Source organism: Streptomyces sp. Pv4-95, assembly GCF_045782725.1.
Lineage (GTDB): Bacteria > Actinomycetota > Actinomycetes > Streptomycetales > Streptomycetaceae > Streptomyces.
In genome coordinates, this window is sequence record NZ_CP127172.1 from 7,579,498 (window position 1) to 7,594,663 (window position 15,166).

Annotated in this window: 10 protein-coding genes; 7 read left to right on the forward strand and 3 right to left on the reverse strand. The window is 69.0% G+C overall.

Going from position 1 to position 15,166, the window contains the following annotated elements:
- Positions 1–12: 12 nt before the first annotated feature.
- Positions 13–642: an alpha-ketoglutarate-dependent dioxygenase AlkB gene (locus tag QOM21_RS33285; protein WP_407554719.1), complete on the reverse strand. Its 630-nt coding sequence runs from the start codon at positions 640–642 to the stop codon at positions 13–15.
- A 254-nt stretch (positions 643–896) separates the two neighbouring features.
- Here QOM21_RS33285 and QOM21_RS33290 point away from each other — a divergent pair, with 254 nt between their 5' ends.
- From QOM21_RS33290 to katG, 5 genes are all read left to right on the forward strand, one after another.
- Positions 897–2,189, forward strand: coding sequence for a cytochrome P450 (locus QOM21_RS33290; RefSeq protein WP_407555969.1), 1,293 nt, complete (start codon positions 897–899; stop codon positions 2,187–2,189).
- 485 nt (positions 2,190–2,674) lie between these two features.
- Complete coding sequence (locus QOM21_RS33295) at positions 2,675–3,154, forward strand: DedA family protein (protein ID WP_407554720.1); 480 nt, start codon at positions 2,675–2,677, stop codon at positions 3,152–3,154.
- A 487-nt stretch (positions 3,155–3,641) separates the two neighbouring features.
- Complete coding sequence (gene tgmA, locus QOM21_RS33300; protein WP_407554721.1) at positions 3,642–3,833, forward strand: putative ATP-grasp-modified RiPP; 192 nt, start codon at positions 3,642–3,644, stop codon at positions 3,831–3,833.
- A 6-nt stretch (positions 3,834–3,839) separates the two neighbouring features.
- The gene (gene tgmB / locus QOM21_RS33305; protein ID WP_407554722.1) at positions 3,840–4,772 is read left to right on the forward strand and encodes an ATP-grasp ribosomal peptide maturase; all 933 of its coding nucleotides are present in this window, start codon (positions 3,840–3,842) and stop codon (positions 4,770–4,772) included.
- Between the two features lie 545 nt (positions 4,773–5,317).
- Positions 5,318–7,507 (forward strand): catalase/peroxidase HPI, encoded by a 2,190-nt coding sequence (gene katG / locus QOM21_RS33310; protein ID WP_407554723.1) that lies wholly within the window; start codon positions 5,318–5,320, stop codon positions 7,505–7,507.
- 157 nt (positions 7,508–7,664) lie between these two features.
- Here the strand turns inward: katG and QOM21_RS33315 are convergent, their stop codons facing one another.
- Both QOM21_RS33315 and QOM21_RS33320 read right to left on the reverse strand, forming a co-directional pair.
- Positions 7,665–8,420, reverse strand: coding sequence for an IclR family transcriptional regulator (locus QOM21_RS33315; protein ID WP_407554724.1), 756 nt, complete (start codon positions 8,418–8,420; stop codon positions 7,665–7,667).
- A 141-nt stretch (positions 8,421–8,561) separates the two neighbouring features.
- Positions 8,562–9,458, reverse strand: coding sequence for an alpha/beta hydrolase (locus tag QOM21_RS33320; protein WP_407554725.1), 897 nt, complete (start codon positions 9,456–9,458; stop codon positions 8,562–8,564).
- 366 nt (positions 9,459–9,824) lie between these two features.
- On the opposite strand from QOM21_RS33320, the gene QOM21_RS33325 reads away from it, so the two are divergent.
- Both QOM21_RS33325 and QOM21_RS33330 read left to right on the forward strand, forming a co-directional pair.
- Positions 9,825–11,363: an integrin alpha gene (locus QOM21_RS33325; RefSeq protein ID WP_407554726.1), complete on the forward strand. Its 1,539-nt coding sequence runs from the start codon at positions 9,825–9,827 to the stop codon at positions 11,361–11,363.
- A 32-nt stretch (positions 11,364–11,395) separates the two neighbouring features.
- Positions 11,396–15,103, forward strand: coding sequence for a LamG-like jellyroll fold domain-containing protein (locus tag QOM21_RS33330; RefSeq protein WP_407554727.1), 3,708 nt, complete (start codon positions 11,396–11,398; stop codon positions 15,101–15,103).
- The last annotated feature ends 63 nt before the right edge of the window (positions 15,104–15,166 follow it).

Sequence of the window (15,166 nt, forward strand, 5' to 3'; positions counted from 1 at the left end):
CGGAACGAACGGTCACTGCACTCCCTGCGGCCGGAACTGGATGCTGATACGTCCGCCGGAGGCCCGGGCCGATTTGGGAATGGCGTGCTCCCAGGTGCGCTGGCAGGAGCCGCCCATCACGATCAGGTCGCCGTGCCCGAGCGGGCGGCGGACGGTCCGGCCACCGCGGCGCGGGCGGAGCAGCAGGTCGCGTGGTGCCCCGACGGACAGGATGGCGACCATGGTGTCCTCGCGGGCGCCCCGGCCGATGCGGTCGCCGTGCCAGGCGACGCTGTCGCGCCCGTCGCGGTAGTGGCACAGTCCGGCCGTCGTGAACGGCTCGCCGAGTTCGGCGGCGTAGTGCGCGGAGAGGGCTTGTCGCGCCTCGTCGAGAACGGCGTGCGGCAGCGGTTCGCCGGCGCCGTAGAAGGCGAGCAGCCGCGGCACGTCCACGACCCTCTCGTACATCTGCCGGCGCTCGGCCTTCCACGGGACGTCCGCGGCCAGCCGCTCGAACAGCATGTCGGCACCGCTGAGCCAGCCCGGCAGGAGGTCGATCCAGGCTCCGTCGCCGAGCACCGTCCTGCGGATCCCGTCCAACGGTCCCAGGCGCACGTCGTCGCTCTGATCGAAGAGCGATCCCTGGAGCTGGTGCGTTGCCATGCGGCAAGTGTAGACCCGTATTCGAACGTGTGCACTAATCATGCCCGTGGGGCCCTCGCGCACGTCGCGAGCGGCTGTGGCCCTGCCCGTCCGTGGAGACGGTCTGTCACCGGGTGCTTTCACTCCCGTACAGTCCGTGGTGCCTTCGCTCCACCAGGGACCCCGCACAGTCGGCCGACAGGAGAAGAACGTTGCCCGCCGATGCCACCGAAGCCACCTCCACCGGCCCCTCTCCGGCCGCCTCCCGATCCGGACTGCCGATCCCCGAAGTCGGGCCCGCGCTCGTGGAGCGGTGGCGTTCGGGAGGAGGCGAACTGGTCGATCTGCTGTCCCAGGTGCGCGAGCAAAGCGGCGGTGTCGCGGCCTTCCGCCTCGGGCCGGACCCCACCGTCCTCGTCACCGACCCGGAGGCGGTCCAACACGTACTCGCCCATCATGCGGACCGCTACGTCAAGCGGTCCCACCGCGCCCGCCTGCTGGTCGGCGACGGCGTCCTCTCCGCCACCGGCCCGGCGTGGAAGCAGCAACGCCGCCTGCTGCAATCCCAGTTCACCGGTACGGGGATGCGCCGCTACGAACAGCGGATCACCGACGCGGCCCGGACGACCGCCGCGCGCTGGGCCGATTACGCCCGCACCGGACAGGCCCTCGATGTCGGGCGGGAGATGCACCGCTTCGCCCTCGACACCATTTGGCGCTCCCTCACCGGCCACCCCCTCGATGAGGAGACCGAAGGCGAACTGGCTGCCATCGCCGCCGTGGTGGCCGCCCTGCCGACGCTGCCCTCGGACGCCACCGACGCCAGGAACGCCGTAGCCGCCGACCTCGCCCGGATCGACGTGGTCGCCCGGCACGCCATCGAAGCGGCCCGAGGCGGCGCGGCCGGGCCCGACGGCCCGGGGCTGCTCCATGTGCTGCTCGACGCCGCCACCGAGCGCCCCGAATACACCGACCGCCTGATCCGCGACGAACTGGTCACGCTGCTCGTGGCCGGGCACGAGACCACCGCCACCACCCTGACCTGGCTCCACCTGCTTCTCGACCAGTATCCCGGCGCCAGCGCGGAGGCCCTCGCGGCCGGTGGCGAAGGCTCCGCGGAACGACGCAGGGCCATCCAGGCACTGGTCCACGAGACCCTTCGGCTCTACCCGTCCGCCTGGATCCTGCCTCGCCACGCCACCGAGGACGACACCCTCGCCGGCTACACCGTCGAGGCGGGCACCGACATCCTGGTCTGCCCCTACCTCACGCACCGGGACCGCGAACTGTGGCCGGACCCCGAGCGCTTCGACCCCCGGCGCTTCACCATCCCCGACGGCCGGCCCACCCACCCGGGCGCCTACCTCCCCTTCGGCATCGGCCCCCGCGCCTGCCTCGGTCTGCAATTCGCACTCCGCGAAGCGACCGTCCTGCTCGAACACCTGCTGCCGGCCTACACCCTGTCCTTCCACTCCACCCCGAAGACGGCGGCGTTCGGCATCACCGTCCGCCCCGGCGGCCCCACGCCCGCAACCCTGGAGCCGGTGCATTGCGGGGCGATCTCGTAGCCGTGGTCGAGGCGGCGGCAGCCTGAAGCGCGGAGCCGGCCAGGTCCACGTGTCCCGGGAGGCGCCGGAGCAGCCGGAGCCACCGATTCCGAAAGTGCTGTAAACAGTTACGAAGTGGATTGAATCGGTCCGTCGCCGCTGGGGGATCAAGGCACGCAGCGGCGACGTCTGTGCCATCGAAATGCGCCGGTGCACCCGACGGCCGGGACTGGTCGCCGCGTGACACACGCGTTCGCATACCCTGGCTGAGGCGGGTGGACCTGGCAACGGGCCGGACCCGTGTGGACACGGACGTGGCATCGCGCCACGGACTCGGAACTCGGTTCCGCCCCCCGGCAGGCATGCGGGGACGGAACGGAAGCAGATGCAGGTGACCATGGAGACCGGGCTCGGGCCCGTCGCGGCTCCGCGACGGCGAGAATCGCGACACCGGGTGACGGGTGCAGCGGCCCGTGACGGGGGCCCGACCTTGGAGGAGAGGCGCCGTGGATAAGGTCGCGCTCACGGCCGCGGGCCTCTACGCCATCGTCCTGGTACGAGCCGGGGGGACGTTCGCGGTCGGCTGGCTCGCCGGCGCCGGCGTCCGGCGCAGCAGGCTCGCCGAGCGGGTCTCCTCGGCGAAGTTCCGGCGCCTTGAACGGGCGATCCAGCGGTGGGGTGCGCCGGTGGTGGCCGTCTCCTTCCTGACCGTCGGTTTCCAGACCGCTGCCAATTTCCTCGCCGGGAGCATGCGGATGCCCCTGCCCCGGTACCTCCCCGCACTGTTCGTGGGGGGAGCGGCCTGGGCCCTCGTCTACGCCACCGTCGGGATCGGCGCGCTGGACCTGTTGGCGAAGCTGTTCGCCGAACGGACGGGACTGGGCGTTGCCGCGGTCGTCGCCCTTCTGGCCGTGTGCGCCGCGGTCGTGTACTGGCGCAGAAGCGCCGCGTCGGCACCCCGCGAAGCCCAGGCCGACGAGTCCTGAACCTCCCAGGGCAGCGTGGAAGGGGACGACGGTCGGCGCGTCCTGGTCGGGATGCGGCGCCTTCGGAAGATGCAACGCCAAGCTCCTGAGCCGCAGCAGCAGTTGTAGCGCCCGGGGCGTCCGTTGAGGCCCCGGTGCGGCGTCCGGCATGTGGGCAGGACCCTCGGATGATCCGTCAGCCGTAAACCGATCGCCAAGCCCCGCCGACGCGTTGAGCTGGGCTGGCGTCGGGCGTGGAGGCCGCGGCCCCCGTTCGGGGACGCCGTCCGCGGACGGCCGGATGGAACCTCGGCCGGGGCTCAGTCGTCTCTCTTCTCGTCGAAGACACTCGAGCCGGTTTCGTCAAGAACATCGGCAGAAGCAATCAAAAAGAGCCACCTCTCGATCAATTTTGCAATGTTTCCCGTAGAGATAAGTCAGAAGGCGCTACTTGTCCCCGGCCCAGACCAACCGGATGCCGCAGCGCCCCGAGCTCTGAAGGAGAGGTATGCGACCCTTCGCTCTGAGCTTTGCTCGTCCGCCGGCCCAGTCGTCGTCTGCCGTGCCGTACACCTATGACGCCGCACGGCAGTTGAACGTCCTCCCTGACGGCCGGCCGGCGGCGCACAGCAGGGCGGTGCTGTTGGCCACCGGCACCACCGCCTCCACTGCCGGCTCCAAGACCCACTTCGACGACTGATCCGCGATGACCGTCCTGATACTCACCTGCGAGGAGGATGTGACGGCGGACATGGTGGTGGCGAGGCTGCACGAACTCGGCATCCCGCTCGTCCGCCTCGATCCCGCCGACCTTCCCGGGGACGTCGCCGTGTCGGCGGAGTACGTCAAGGGCGACTTCGAGGGCTACCTCAAGTCCGGTGAACGCGTGGTGGGTCTGAGCAGTCTGCGGTCCGTATGGGTCCGCCGCCCCGGCACACCCGGCGCGCATGCCCCGGAGTCGTCCGCATGGCTCACGGCCGAGTCCGGGCACGCCCTGCATGGCGTGCTCGACTGCACCCCCGCACGCTGGATGAACCATCCCGTCGCATCGCTACGAGCACGCCATAAGGCCTGGCAACTCCGCGCCGCCCACCACAGCGGATTCCCGGTACCTCCCACGGTGATCACCTCGTTCCCCACGGTCGCCCGGCAGTTCGCCAGGACGTACAGGGACGTGGTGGTGAAATCGGTGTCCGGTGGTCACCCCACCGACCCACCGATGGTGCTGCCGACCACGCGCATCAGCCCGGACATGGACTTCTCCGGGGTGGCGGCCGGTCCGACCCTGTTCCAACTGCACATCCCCAAGCAGGCAGATGTCCGGCTCACCTGCGTCGGAGGCCAGCTGTTCGCCGCCCGAAGGAAGGCCGATCCCGAACAGGTGGACAGTCGCTACGGCGAGGGCGGTCTGTGGGAGCCGATCGAGGTGCCGGACCGCGTCCGAGACGCGGTGGACGCCTATATGTGTTACGCCCAACTCGCCTACGGGGCCTTTGACTTCGCCGAGGACGCCGACCGGACGTGGTGGTTCCTGGAGTGCAACCAGGGTGGCCAGTTCGGCTTTGTCCAGCTCGACACCGACCAGCCCATCGCCCAGGCCGTCGCCGCCTGGCTCGCAGCCGAACCCTCTCCCCACTAGGCGGCCTCGCCGAGGGTCGCGATCGCCGCCGACGGGGCAGCCCCATCGCCGGGAGGCCGGCGGACGGATCTCCGAACGACATGCCGCGCCCCGGCCCCTCGCCGTACCGGCAGCAGGGGCGGACGGCAACCGGACGCAAGCCCGACCGCGGACGAGGAGGGGGCCGCTCCCCGTCTCGGGCAGGGCGCCGGCGACGTACCCACCCGCCGCGCGAAGCCTGCGAACAGAAATCGGGCAGAACAGCGCGCATGTCCATCACTCCTTTCCGCGCCGGGCGAGCATAGAATTATCTGTTTACATTTCTCTCATCGGTGATCCCGATGCCCGGAAGGCAGTCTCCCTTTCGGGTATTCCTCGGAGGCGTCAGAGCAGCCACCCATTGCGCAAACCCTCAACCATCTTTGGGGTTTGAGTGCTCGTTACGAGGGTGCGCTCTGCGTGTTCTCGTAGCGTTGCGGTCTGCGGTGCGCGACCATACGGACGCAATCAGCGTCAAGAGCAGGCAGCCAGCAGAGGGAAACACCGAAACAGGAAGAAGGACGGACGTGTCCGGCAGCGAAAGCGAGAACCCAGCAATCCCTTCCCCGGCCCCCACGGCGACTCGACCCAGGTCGAACCGGGACTGGTGGCCGAATCAGCTGGACCTTCAGGTTCTCCACCAGCACTCGTCCCGCGCCAATCCGATGGGCGAGGACTACAACTATGCGGAAGAGTTCGCGAACCTCGATGTCGAGGCGCTGAAGCGGGACGTCTTCGAGGTGATGACGGCGTCGCAGGACTGGTGGCCCGCCGACTACGGCCACTACGGGCCGCTCTTCATCCGGATGAGCTGGCATTCCGCGGGCACGTACCGCATCGAGGACGGCCGGGGCGGTGGCGGCGCCGGCGCTCAGCGCTTCGCCCCCCTCAACAGCTGGCCGGACAACGCGAGCCTCGACAAGGCGCGCCGTTTGCTCTGGCCGGTCAAGCAGAAGTACGGCCGGAAAATCTCCTGGGCCGACCTGCTGGTCTTCGCCGGTAACTGCGCCATGGAATCGATGGGTTTCAAGACGTTCGGGTTCGGCTTCGGGCGAGAGGACATCTGGGAGCCGGAGGAGGTTTTCTGGGGGCCCGAGGACACCTGGCTGGGAGATGAGCGCTACAGCGGCGACCGGGATCTCGCCGCTCCATTCGGTGCTGTCCAGATGGGGTTGATCTACGTCAATCCGGAGGGGCCCAACGGAAACCCGGACCCCATTGCCGCCGCCAGGGACATTCGCGAGACATTCGGGCGCATGGCGATGAATGACGAGGAGACGCTTGCGCTCATCGTCGGCGGCCACACGTTCGGAAAGTGCCATGGCGCAGTAAATCCCGAGTACATCGGGCCGGAGCCCGAGGCCAGCCCCCTGGAGCAGCAAGGCATCGGCTGGCGGAACACCTACGGCACTGGCAAGGGCGGCGACGCGCTCACCAGTGGGCTGGAGGGTGCTTGGACCTCGGAGCCGACGAAGTGGGACAACGGCTACCTGGACAACCTCTTCGGATACGACTGGGAGCTGACGAGGAGCCCCGCCGGCGCGAACCAGTGGACGCCCACGGATCCCTCGGCCAAGGGCACTGTGCCCGATGCGCACGACCCCTCGAAGAAGCACGCTCCCATGATGCTGACGACGGACCTCGCGTTGAAGCTGGATCCGATCTACGCACCGATCGCGAAGCGCTTCCACGAGAACCCCGGCCAGCTCGCAGAGGCGTTCGCCAAGGCGTGGTACAAGCTGCTGCACCGCGACATGGGGCCCGTCTCGCGCTACCTCGGGCCGTGGATCGCCGAGCCGCAGCTGTGGCAGGACCCCGTCCCGGCGGTCGATCATCCGCTGATCGCGGGTAAGGACATCGCTGCCCTGAAGGACCGGATCCTCGCCTCGGGACTGTCCATCCCGCAGCTGGTCACCACCGCATGGGCCTCGGCGGCGAGCTTCCGCGGCACCGACAAGCGCGGCGGGGCCAACGGCGCGCGGATCCGACTCGCGCCACAGAAGGACTGGGAGGTCAATGACCTGCCCGAGGTGGCCGAGGTGGTCCGGACCCTGGAGCAGATCCAGGACGACTTCAACCGCTCACACGACGGCGGAGCGAAGGTTTCGCTCGCCGACCTGATCATCCTGGGCGGGTGCGCGGCAGTCGAGCGCGCCGCGAAGAACGCCGGGCACGACATCACTGTCCCGTTCGCACCGGGGCGCACGGACGCCGCGCAGGAGCAGACCGACGTGGAGTCGTTCGCCGTGCTCGAACCCAAGGCGGACGGGTTCCGCAACTACCTCCGGGCGGGGGAGAAGCTGTCGCCGGAGACCCTCCTGCTCGACCGCGCCAACCTGTTGACGCTGACGGCTCCCGAGATGACGGTCCTCGTCGGCGGCATGCGGGCGCTGAACACCGGCTTCAAGGGGTCCCCGCACGGCGCCCTCACTCAGCGGCCGGAGGCGTTGACCAACGACTTCTTCGTCAACCTGCTCGACATGGGCACGGAGTGGAAGGTGTCGACCTCGTCCGAGAACGTCTTCGAGGGTCGGGATCGGGCCACGGGCGAGGTCAAGTGGACCGCCACCGCCGTCGACCTCATCTTCGGCTCGCACTCCCAGCTCCGAGGCGTGGCGGAGGTCTACGCGTCGAAGGACGCGGGGGAGAAGTTCGTGGGTGACTTCGTGGCGGCGTGGGACAAGGTGATGAACCTGGACCGGTTCGAACTCGCCTGAGCCTGACGTCCCGGTCGGTCACTCATCGGCCGACCGGGACACCGCGGCATCGAGACGGCGCGGGAGGGCGGACGCACTGTTCGGGAGGCGAACCCAAGACCATTGGGCGAACTCTGTGAGTGGCCTCGCGCAGAGTGACCTCGGGCAGTGAGCGGTCTCAGACGCTGAGCGAGAGTCCCCTGGTCACACGCTTTGCAGCCGGTATCAGCCGGTCCCGGACCTGGTTGAGTTGCGAGAGCCGGTCCACCCGCAGGGATACCCCGAGCGAACCGGGCGTCTCCCCGCGGAACACCGGTATCGCGACGCAGTACGTCCCGAGCGTGTACTCCTCCATGTCCGTGACAATCGGGGGCCGGGGTGAGGTGTCGAGCCGCTGCATGAGTTCGGAGTGGCCGGTGATGGTGCGCGGCGTGAGGTCGGCGAGCGGGTGCCGGGAAAGGTACTCGTTGCGCGCCTCGTCGCCGAGTTCGCGCAGGAGACACTTGCCCAGCGCCGTGGCGTGTCCCGCGTCCTCGAAGCCGACCCAGATGTCGACCCGCGGCGCCTGGGGGCCGTCGACGATCTCGGCCACCTGGATCTCGCCGTCCTCATAGAAGGTCAGGTAGGCGGCTGCCGAAAGATCGTCCCGCAGCGATGCCAGAGCCGGGCGCACATAGCTGAGCTGCCGCTGTTCACGGCCGCCGGATTGCAGGGTGTCCAGCCGGCCCCCGAGGACGTACCCGCCGTCCTCCAGCTCACGGAGGTACCCGTCGTGAACGAGCGTACGCAAAAGGTTATACGTGGTGGTCAGCGGCAGCTCGGCCTCCCGGGCCAGCTGCTCTGCCGGGGCGCCGCCCTCGTGCGCACTCACGACCTCCATCAGGCGGAAGGCTCGCTGCACGGAAGCGACCAGAATGGGGTCTTCTGCCGTCATATGCCCAGCTTGCCCCCGCTTCGCGGCGCAGGCAAGGCCGTAAGTCCCGGCCGGCCCGGCCACGGGTGTGAAACCGGGTGGGCCGAGAGGCCCTGATCGCGTGGCGATCACGACATCTCGGCCCGCGTTCCCGGACAGGGTTCAGGGCGTGCCCACGCGCGAGGCGATCCAGGCCAGGACCTTCTTGTTCAGTCCGAGGTCATCGAGAAGAGCACCGCCGTGTGCGCTGCCGGGGATCGTCTCGACGGTGACCCCGTCGGCGGGCATGTCGTGGTCGGCCTCTTCGGCCTGTTCCAGGTCGGTGGAGTGGGCGACCGGGACGAAGTCGTTCTCGGAGTGAATGAGATACATGGGGGCGTCGTTGGCACCGGAGGCACGGTTCTTGACGACCATGTCCTTCCAGGTGTCCCAGCAACTGGCGTGCATCGCGGTGTCGGTGTCGGCCGGGTCGGGGTAACAGCGGGCGAGTATCGCGGCGTTGTCACGGACCTTGCGCTGTTTGGGGTCGGCGCTGGTGTTCCCGTCGCTCCAGGCGCGGTACGGGGAGGCGACGGGCGAGAGGCCGACGACGCCCTTGATCCGGCTGCCGCCCGATCCATAGGTGGCGACGGAGGTGGCGATCTGCCCGCCCGCCGAGGAACCGAGCAGCGCGACGCGGTTCGGGTCCAGGTGGAACTTCGCCGCGTTGGCCTTGATCCAGCTGAGGGCGGCGAGTGCGTCATCGCGCTGGGCCGGCCACGGCGCGTCGAAGTCGAGCCGGTAATCGACCGAGAAGACGGCGTAGCCCTTGTCGGCGACGCTCCGCGACCAGGTCGCCCAGCCGGAGTCGTCGTACCAGTAGCCCCCGTGCAGAACGACAATTCCGGGCCGGGGCGCGGTGGCCGCGTCCCAGTAGGCGTCGAGCTTCTGCCGGGAATGCGATCCGTACGAGTAGGTGACCTCGCTGCGACCGGCCGCCTGGCTGGTGCGGGTGTCGACGGTCAACAGCGCCGCGACCAGCGCAGCGCAGCATGCGAAAAGCTTGAGAGCCCGCCCCACGAGTATTGCCTTCCCCCTGTTGGCAGGCCTGAGTTGAGGCACAGTTCAGCCCTTGTCCGAGCGGCATGAATGGGTGCAAGTGGGGGGATCTCGAACGCCTGCGTGTTCGAGTGAACGCACTATAGCCGTGCTTTTCAACAAGCCGTCAAGTCCCGTAGGGGGATCTGGGAGGCGTGTCTGGATTTATGTGAGTGATCATGAATTAGAGCTCTTGCAGTGCTATCAAGCCATGTCAACCGCCCTTTGGGTAAAGAGGGGTTGACATGGGAGACGATCTTCCCTCTTACTTAGCCGCTGTTTAGGCAGTGTCTAATCGCCGTTTAGTCGCCCCTCAGGGGACGAAGACGGCATATGGGGGGATGGGGAGTGCGTATCCGCACGGGCTTGACGGGGCTGGTGCTCTTGTCCGCGGCAACACTGTCGGGGCTCGCGCTGCCGTACGGGGCGCAGACGGCAGCCGCCGCCGGCTGCACGGCGGGGACGGAGTCCGACTTCAACGGTGACGGCATCCGGGACACGGCGATCGGTGATCCGCTTGCCGCGGTGGGCGGCGCGGAGCGGGCCGGACTGGTCCGAGTGGTGCTCGGTGGAGGCAAAGGCGTCAGCGAGATATCGCAGGCCACCGCGGGCATGAACGCGACACCGGAGGCCGGCGATCACTTCGGGCTCTCCATGGCCACCTACGATGCCGACGCCGACGGCTGCACCGACCTGGTCGTGGGAGCGCCGTACGAGGACATACCCGTCGGCGGGGCCAACCTTGTGGACGCAGGCGCGGTCTATGTCATCCATGGCTCGGTGAGCGGGATCGGCACCGGCTCGCCCATCGACGACTACTCGCAGCAGGGCTTCGACCCGACCACAGCCACCGAGGCGAACGACTGGTTCGGCTTTGCGCTGGCCGCCGGAAAGACCTCCTCCGGACAGCCCTATCTCGCCATCGGTGTGCCGGGCGAGAACGTCGGTGACGTGGCCGACGCCGGTGGCATCCACTACGCGCAGGCCACCACCAAGACCACCGTCACCGAGGACGATGCCGGTGTCCCCGGTGCGGCCGAGGCACACGACAGGTTCGGTTACGCGCTCACCGCGACTCCGAGGTACCTGGCCGTCGCGGCCCCGGGGGAGTCGATCGGCGACAAGACGTTCGCCGGGGGAGTGGCCGTCTTCAACCACACGCTGACCAACGGCGTGCCCACGGCACTTGCGGGCCTGGACCAGGAGCAGCCGGGCATCAGCGGGTCGGCCGAGACCGGTGACGGCTTCGGCACCGCCATCTCCCTGGCCCCCTACCGGCCGTCGGGTGCCGCATCGGAGACCGACGTGCTGCTGGCGATCGGTGTGCCGAACGAGGATGTCGGCACGGCCGCCGACGCGGGCCTGATCCAGGTGGTCCAGATCCCGTCGTCGGGCGCGTACAAGGAGGTGAACGCGGCGGACCGGGGGACGACGGACGTCGAGGGCGATCCGACGGCCGGGGACTTCTTCGGTCAACGCGTCGCGATCGCGAACACTGCTCCCGGCTCCGTCGGCACCGCCGCAACCATGAAACTCGCGGTCGGCGTCCCGGGTCACGACGTCACGGGTGCGTCCGACGCCGGTGCCGTGCAGGTGCTCCCCGCGCTCGGGGCCGCCGGGGCGAGCGACAAGATCCTCGCGCGCGGTGGCGGCATCCTCCCCGGAACCGCAGCGCAGCGCGACTTCGCCGGGATGGGCCTCGCAGTCTCTGCCACCGACCTGTACGTGGGCGTGCCGTACGGCAAGTCAGCCGGTGAGTCCAGCGGAGTTGTGTATGTGCTGCCGTGGGCGGTCGCCGGCGGTGGCACAGGCACGGTCAGGACGCTGAAGCCTGGGGCCGACGGCATCCCGGACGCGGGCCGGTCGTTCGGCGCGGTGATTCGGTGACCAGGGCCGGCGCGGATCTCGAAGGTGGGAAAATGAGCAGCAGAGCACGGGGCCGGATACCCCGGGCCGCAGCCGTGACCAGCGTGCTGATGGCCGTACTGGCCGCCGGGGTCACCGGGCTTCCGGCCGGGGCCCCGGACATCGCTCCCGAGGCGGTGGCTGCCGACACCGGCACCGCCGGGACGGCCGTCGGCGAACGAGCTGCCCAACGTGCGGCGGCGAAGTCCGGCGACCGTGTGGAAGTGCTGTCCCTGCGGGACGAGCGCTCCGAGACGTACGCCAACCCGGACGGCACGTTCACCAGCAGGGAGTACGTACAGCCCGTTCGCACCCGCAAGGACGGCAAGTGGGTCGACCTCGACTCCACGCTGGTCAAGACACCGGGCGGGGGCTACGCGCCGCGGGCGGCAACCACCGGTATGACGTTCTCGGGCGGGGGGAGCAAGGCTTTCGCCACCATCGAGCGGTCGGGCAGGACGATGTCCCTGTCGTGGCCGGGGAACCTGCCCGCGCCCACGGTCGAGGCCAGCGCCGCCACGTACGCGAATGTCCTGCCCGATGTGGACCTCGTGGTGCGCGCCGCCGATGAGGGCTTCTCGCATCTGCTCGTGGTGAAGTCGGCCAAGGGCGCGGCCAACCCCGAGCTGGCGACCATCGAGTTCCCCGTCGAAACGCACGGTGTGGAGCTGAAGGCGCAGGAGGACGGCGGTCTGGTCGCCGAGGACGAGGGCTCGGGTGGCGACGTGTTCGAAGCGCCGCGGCCCATGATGTGGGATTCAGGGCACGTGGCGCCGTCGTCGGCGACTCCTGAGACCGTGGTGAAGCGTGCGCCGCACACCGAGTCGAAGACGGGCGGGCACACCGCCGCGCTGACCGCGTCCGACTCCTCCTCGGACTCGGCCGGCCGAAGCGGCGAGCCGGAGGACGGTCCGAAGGACGGCGCGAAGGTCGCCGACGTCGGTGTGAAGATGCAGTCCGACGCCATGGTGCTCACCCCGGACTCCGGGCTGCTCAAGGGCGACGACACCGTCTACCCGGTCTATATCGACCCGGTGACCAAGACGTCCACCCGCACCGGCTGGACCATGGTCTCCTCCCACTACCCCTCCGCGGAGTTCTGGAAGTTCTCCGACCACGAGGGCCTGGGCCGCTGCCCGGCGGACGTGTCCTACCGCTGCGCGAGCCTCGACGACCGCAAGCGGCAGTTCTTCGCCATTCCGACTGCCGGCTACGAGAACAAGACCATTCTGGAGGCCGAGTTCGCGGTCACCATGGTGCACACCTACAACTCCACGGGGAAGTCGGTGGAGTTGGGCAGGGTCAACAGCACCGGCGGCAGCGCGATCAGTTCCTCCACCAACTGGAGCAACCAGCCGTCGCTCAAGCAGACGATCACCTCGCAGTCACCGACCAACCCCGCCGGTTCCTGCACCTCCACGAACCAGAACGTGCGGTTCAACGTCAAGAGCACGGTGCAGAAGGCCGCGGACAGCGGATGGGACACCACCACGTTCCGGCTCAAGGCGGGCTCCGAGGACGACTACGCGTACTGGAAGCGCTTCTGCGGTAACGCGCACCTCGAAGTGAAGTACAACCGCCCGCCGTACCAGCCGAAGATGTCCGAGCTGTCGATGAACCACGGCGGCACCTGCGAATACGGCGCGGCGGACGAGCACTACGCCGACGAGGTTCCGGTGCTCAGGGCCGTCATACGCGACCCTGACCACAACGACGTCGGCGGCAACACGGAGAAGCTGCGCGCCAAGTTCAAGGTCTACTGGACCTCCGGCGGCGTGACGAAAACCTACTACCCGGTCACCGAGGCGAAGCAGACCCACAGCGTCAAGAACAACCCCGACGTCGGCTACGCCACCTTCTCGTACAAGGTCGGCACCGACCTTCCGGGTGACGGTGTGGCCGCCTTCAGCATTCCGGAGAACGCGGTCATCGGCTGGGAGGTCCAAGGCGCGGACGACGCCTCGTCCGGCCCGTGGAGCAGTGCCGGCGACGCCGCCACCCGCTGCGAGTTCATCTACGACGCCACCCGGCCCAAGCCGCCCGTGGTCACCTCGACGGCCTACCCGGATGACGACGTCTGGCACGACGGCGTCGGCGACCACGGCAGCTTCACCATGGACTCGCCGTCCGCGGATGTGACCAAGTACAAGTACCGCTTCACCGGTCAGCCGGGCTGGAGCACGGTGGACGCCCCCTCCCCGGGGGCGGCAGCGACGATCCGCTTCATGCCGGATCGCGAGGGCCCGTTCAACCTGGAGGCCAAGGCCGTCGACGGCGCCGGCCACACCCAGGAGACCGCCGTGGCGCACACCTTCCTGGTGAATGACGGGCGCGCGCCCAGGGCCGCCTGGTCGCTGGGGGACGCGGCCGGTTCCACCGAGGCCGCGGGATCGCCGGGAACTCCGGCGGCCGCGGCCGGACCCGGGGTGACATTCGGAGAGCCCGTCCCCGGACGCCCCAACGAGAAGTCCGCCGCCCTGGACGGCACCGAGAACGCATACCTCGACGCCGGCCGCCCCGCCGTAGACACAGGCAAGACCTTCTCGGTCTCGGCCTGGGTGACGCTGTCGGAGCTGCCGGACCACTCGATGGCGGTGGTCAGTCAGGACGGCGTCGCGGAGGCGGGGTTCACGCTCGGCTATGACGGCGAATCGGGGATGTGGTCGTTCCGCGCGCCCGTGAGCGAGATCGAATCGCTGGGCTCCTGGAAGGTGCTGGGCGTCAAGGCACAGAGGAATGTGCCCACCCACCTGATCGGTGTCTACGACGCCGAGCGGGGGGAGATGAAGATGTACGTCAACGGCTACCTGATCAAGGACGATATCCAGCCGCGCCGTACCAGTTGGAACGCCCGGGGCGGCGTCCAGATCGGCCGCGCGCTGTCCCTCGACGGCTACCGCTACCACTTCAAGGGCAACGTCGCGGACGTCGAGGTGTACGACCGGGTCATCACCGAGGCCGAAGGCAGGTTCGTCGGCGGGATCCCGCCGCACCAGCTCGCCTACTGGCCGCTGGATGATGCCGCCGCCGGCAGTTCTCCGGAGATCACGGGCGGCACGGGTCTCGCATTGTCCGGCAACAGTTCCGTCTACCAGCCGGACGACTCCTGCGATCCGGCGACCCAGCCGGAGTGCCCTCCGGTCGCGGAGCCGCTGTGGGGTGACGGCCACTTGGCGCTGAACGGCACCACGGACTACGCGTCGCGCGGCATCGGGCTGTTCCCCGCCGAGGGCAGCTTCACGATCAGTGCCCGGGCACGGTTGTCCTCACCCACCGCGACACGCGATCAGACGGTCCTCTCGCTGCCAGGTGCCAATTCCACCGCGGTCGTGGTCCGGTATTCGAAGGCCGCGAACCGCTGGCAGCTCGCAGTGACCGACAAGGACGCCGCAGGAGCGGTCACGACCACGGCTGTCGACACGGCGGCGCTGCCCGGCGCCGACGGCGACGGTGACCACCTCGCGCTCGTCCACGACGCGCTGTTCGGCGAGGTCCGGCTCTACGTCAACGGCCAGTTGGCCGGGGCGCAGACCGCCTGGCGCAACACCTGGGACTTCTCCAAGGCGGGGGTTCAGGTCGGACGGAACGTCACCGGCACCGCTGGTGGTGAGTACTTCTCCGGTGCGCTGGATGACGTGCGTGCCTATCAGGGTGCTCTCGACGGAAGCACCGTCGCGACGGTGGCCGGACTCGCCTCCGGTTCGAGCCTGAGCGAAGCGTAGTCGTCCTCCGTGGGTGGGCGTGGCCTCCGGCCAGGCCCACCCCGTCTTTCTCCCTCCCCACGC

Coding starts and splice junctions, on each gene's coding strand:
- QOM21_RS33285 (WP_407554719.1), bottom strand. CDS start 642: ATGGCAACGCACCAGCTCCAGGGATCGCTCTTCGATCAGAGCGACGAC.
- QOM21_RS33330 (WP_407554727.1), top strand. CDS start 11,396: ATGAGCAGCAGAGCACGGGGCCGGATACCCCGGGCCGCAGCCGTGACC.
- tgmA (WP_407554721.1), top strand. CDS start 3,642: ATGCGACCCTTCGCTCTGAGCTTTGCTCGTCCGCCGGCCCAGTCGTCG.
- tgmB (WP_407554722.1), top strand. CDS start 3,840: ATGACCGTCCTGATACTCACCTGCGAGGAGGATGTGACGGCGGACATG.
- QOM21_RS33315 (WP_407554724.1), bottom strand. CDS start 8,420: ATGACGGCAGAAGACCCCATTCTGGTCGCTTCCGTGCAGCGAGCCTTC.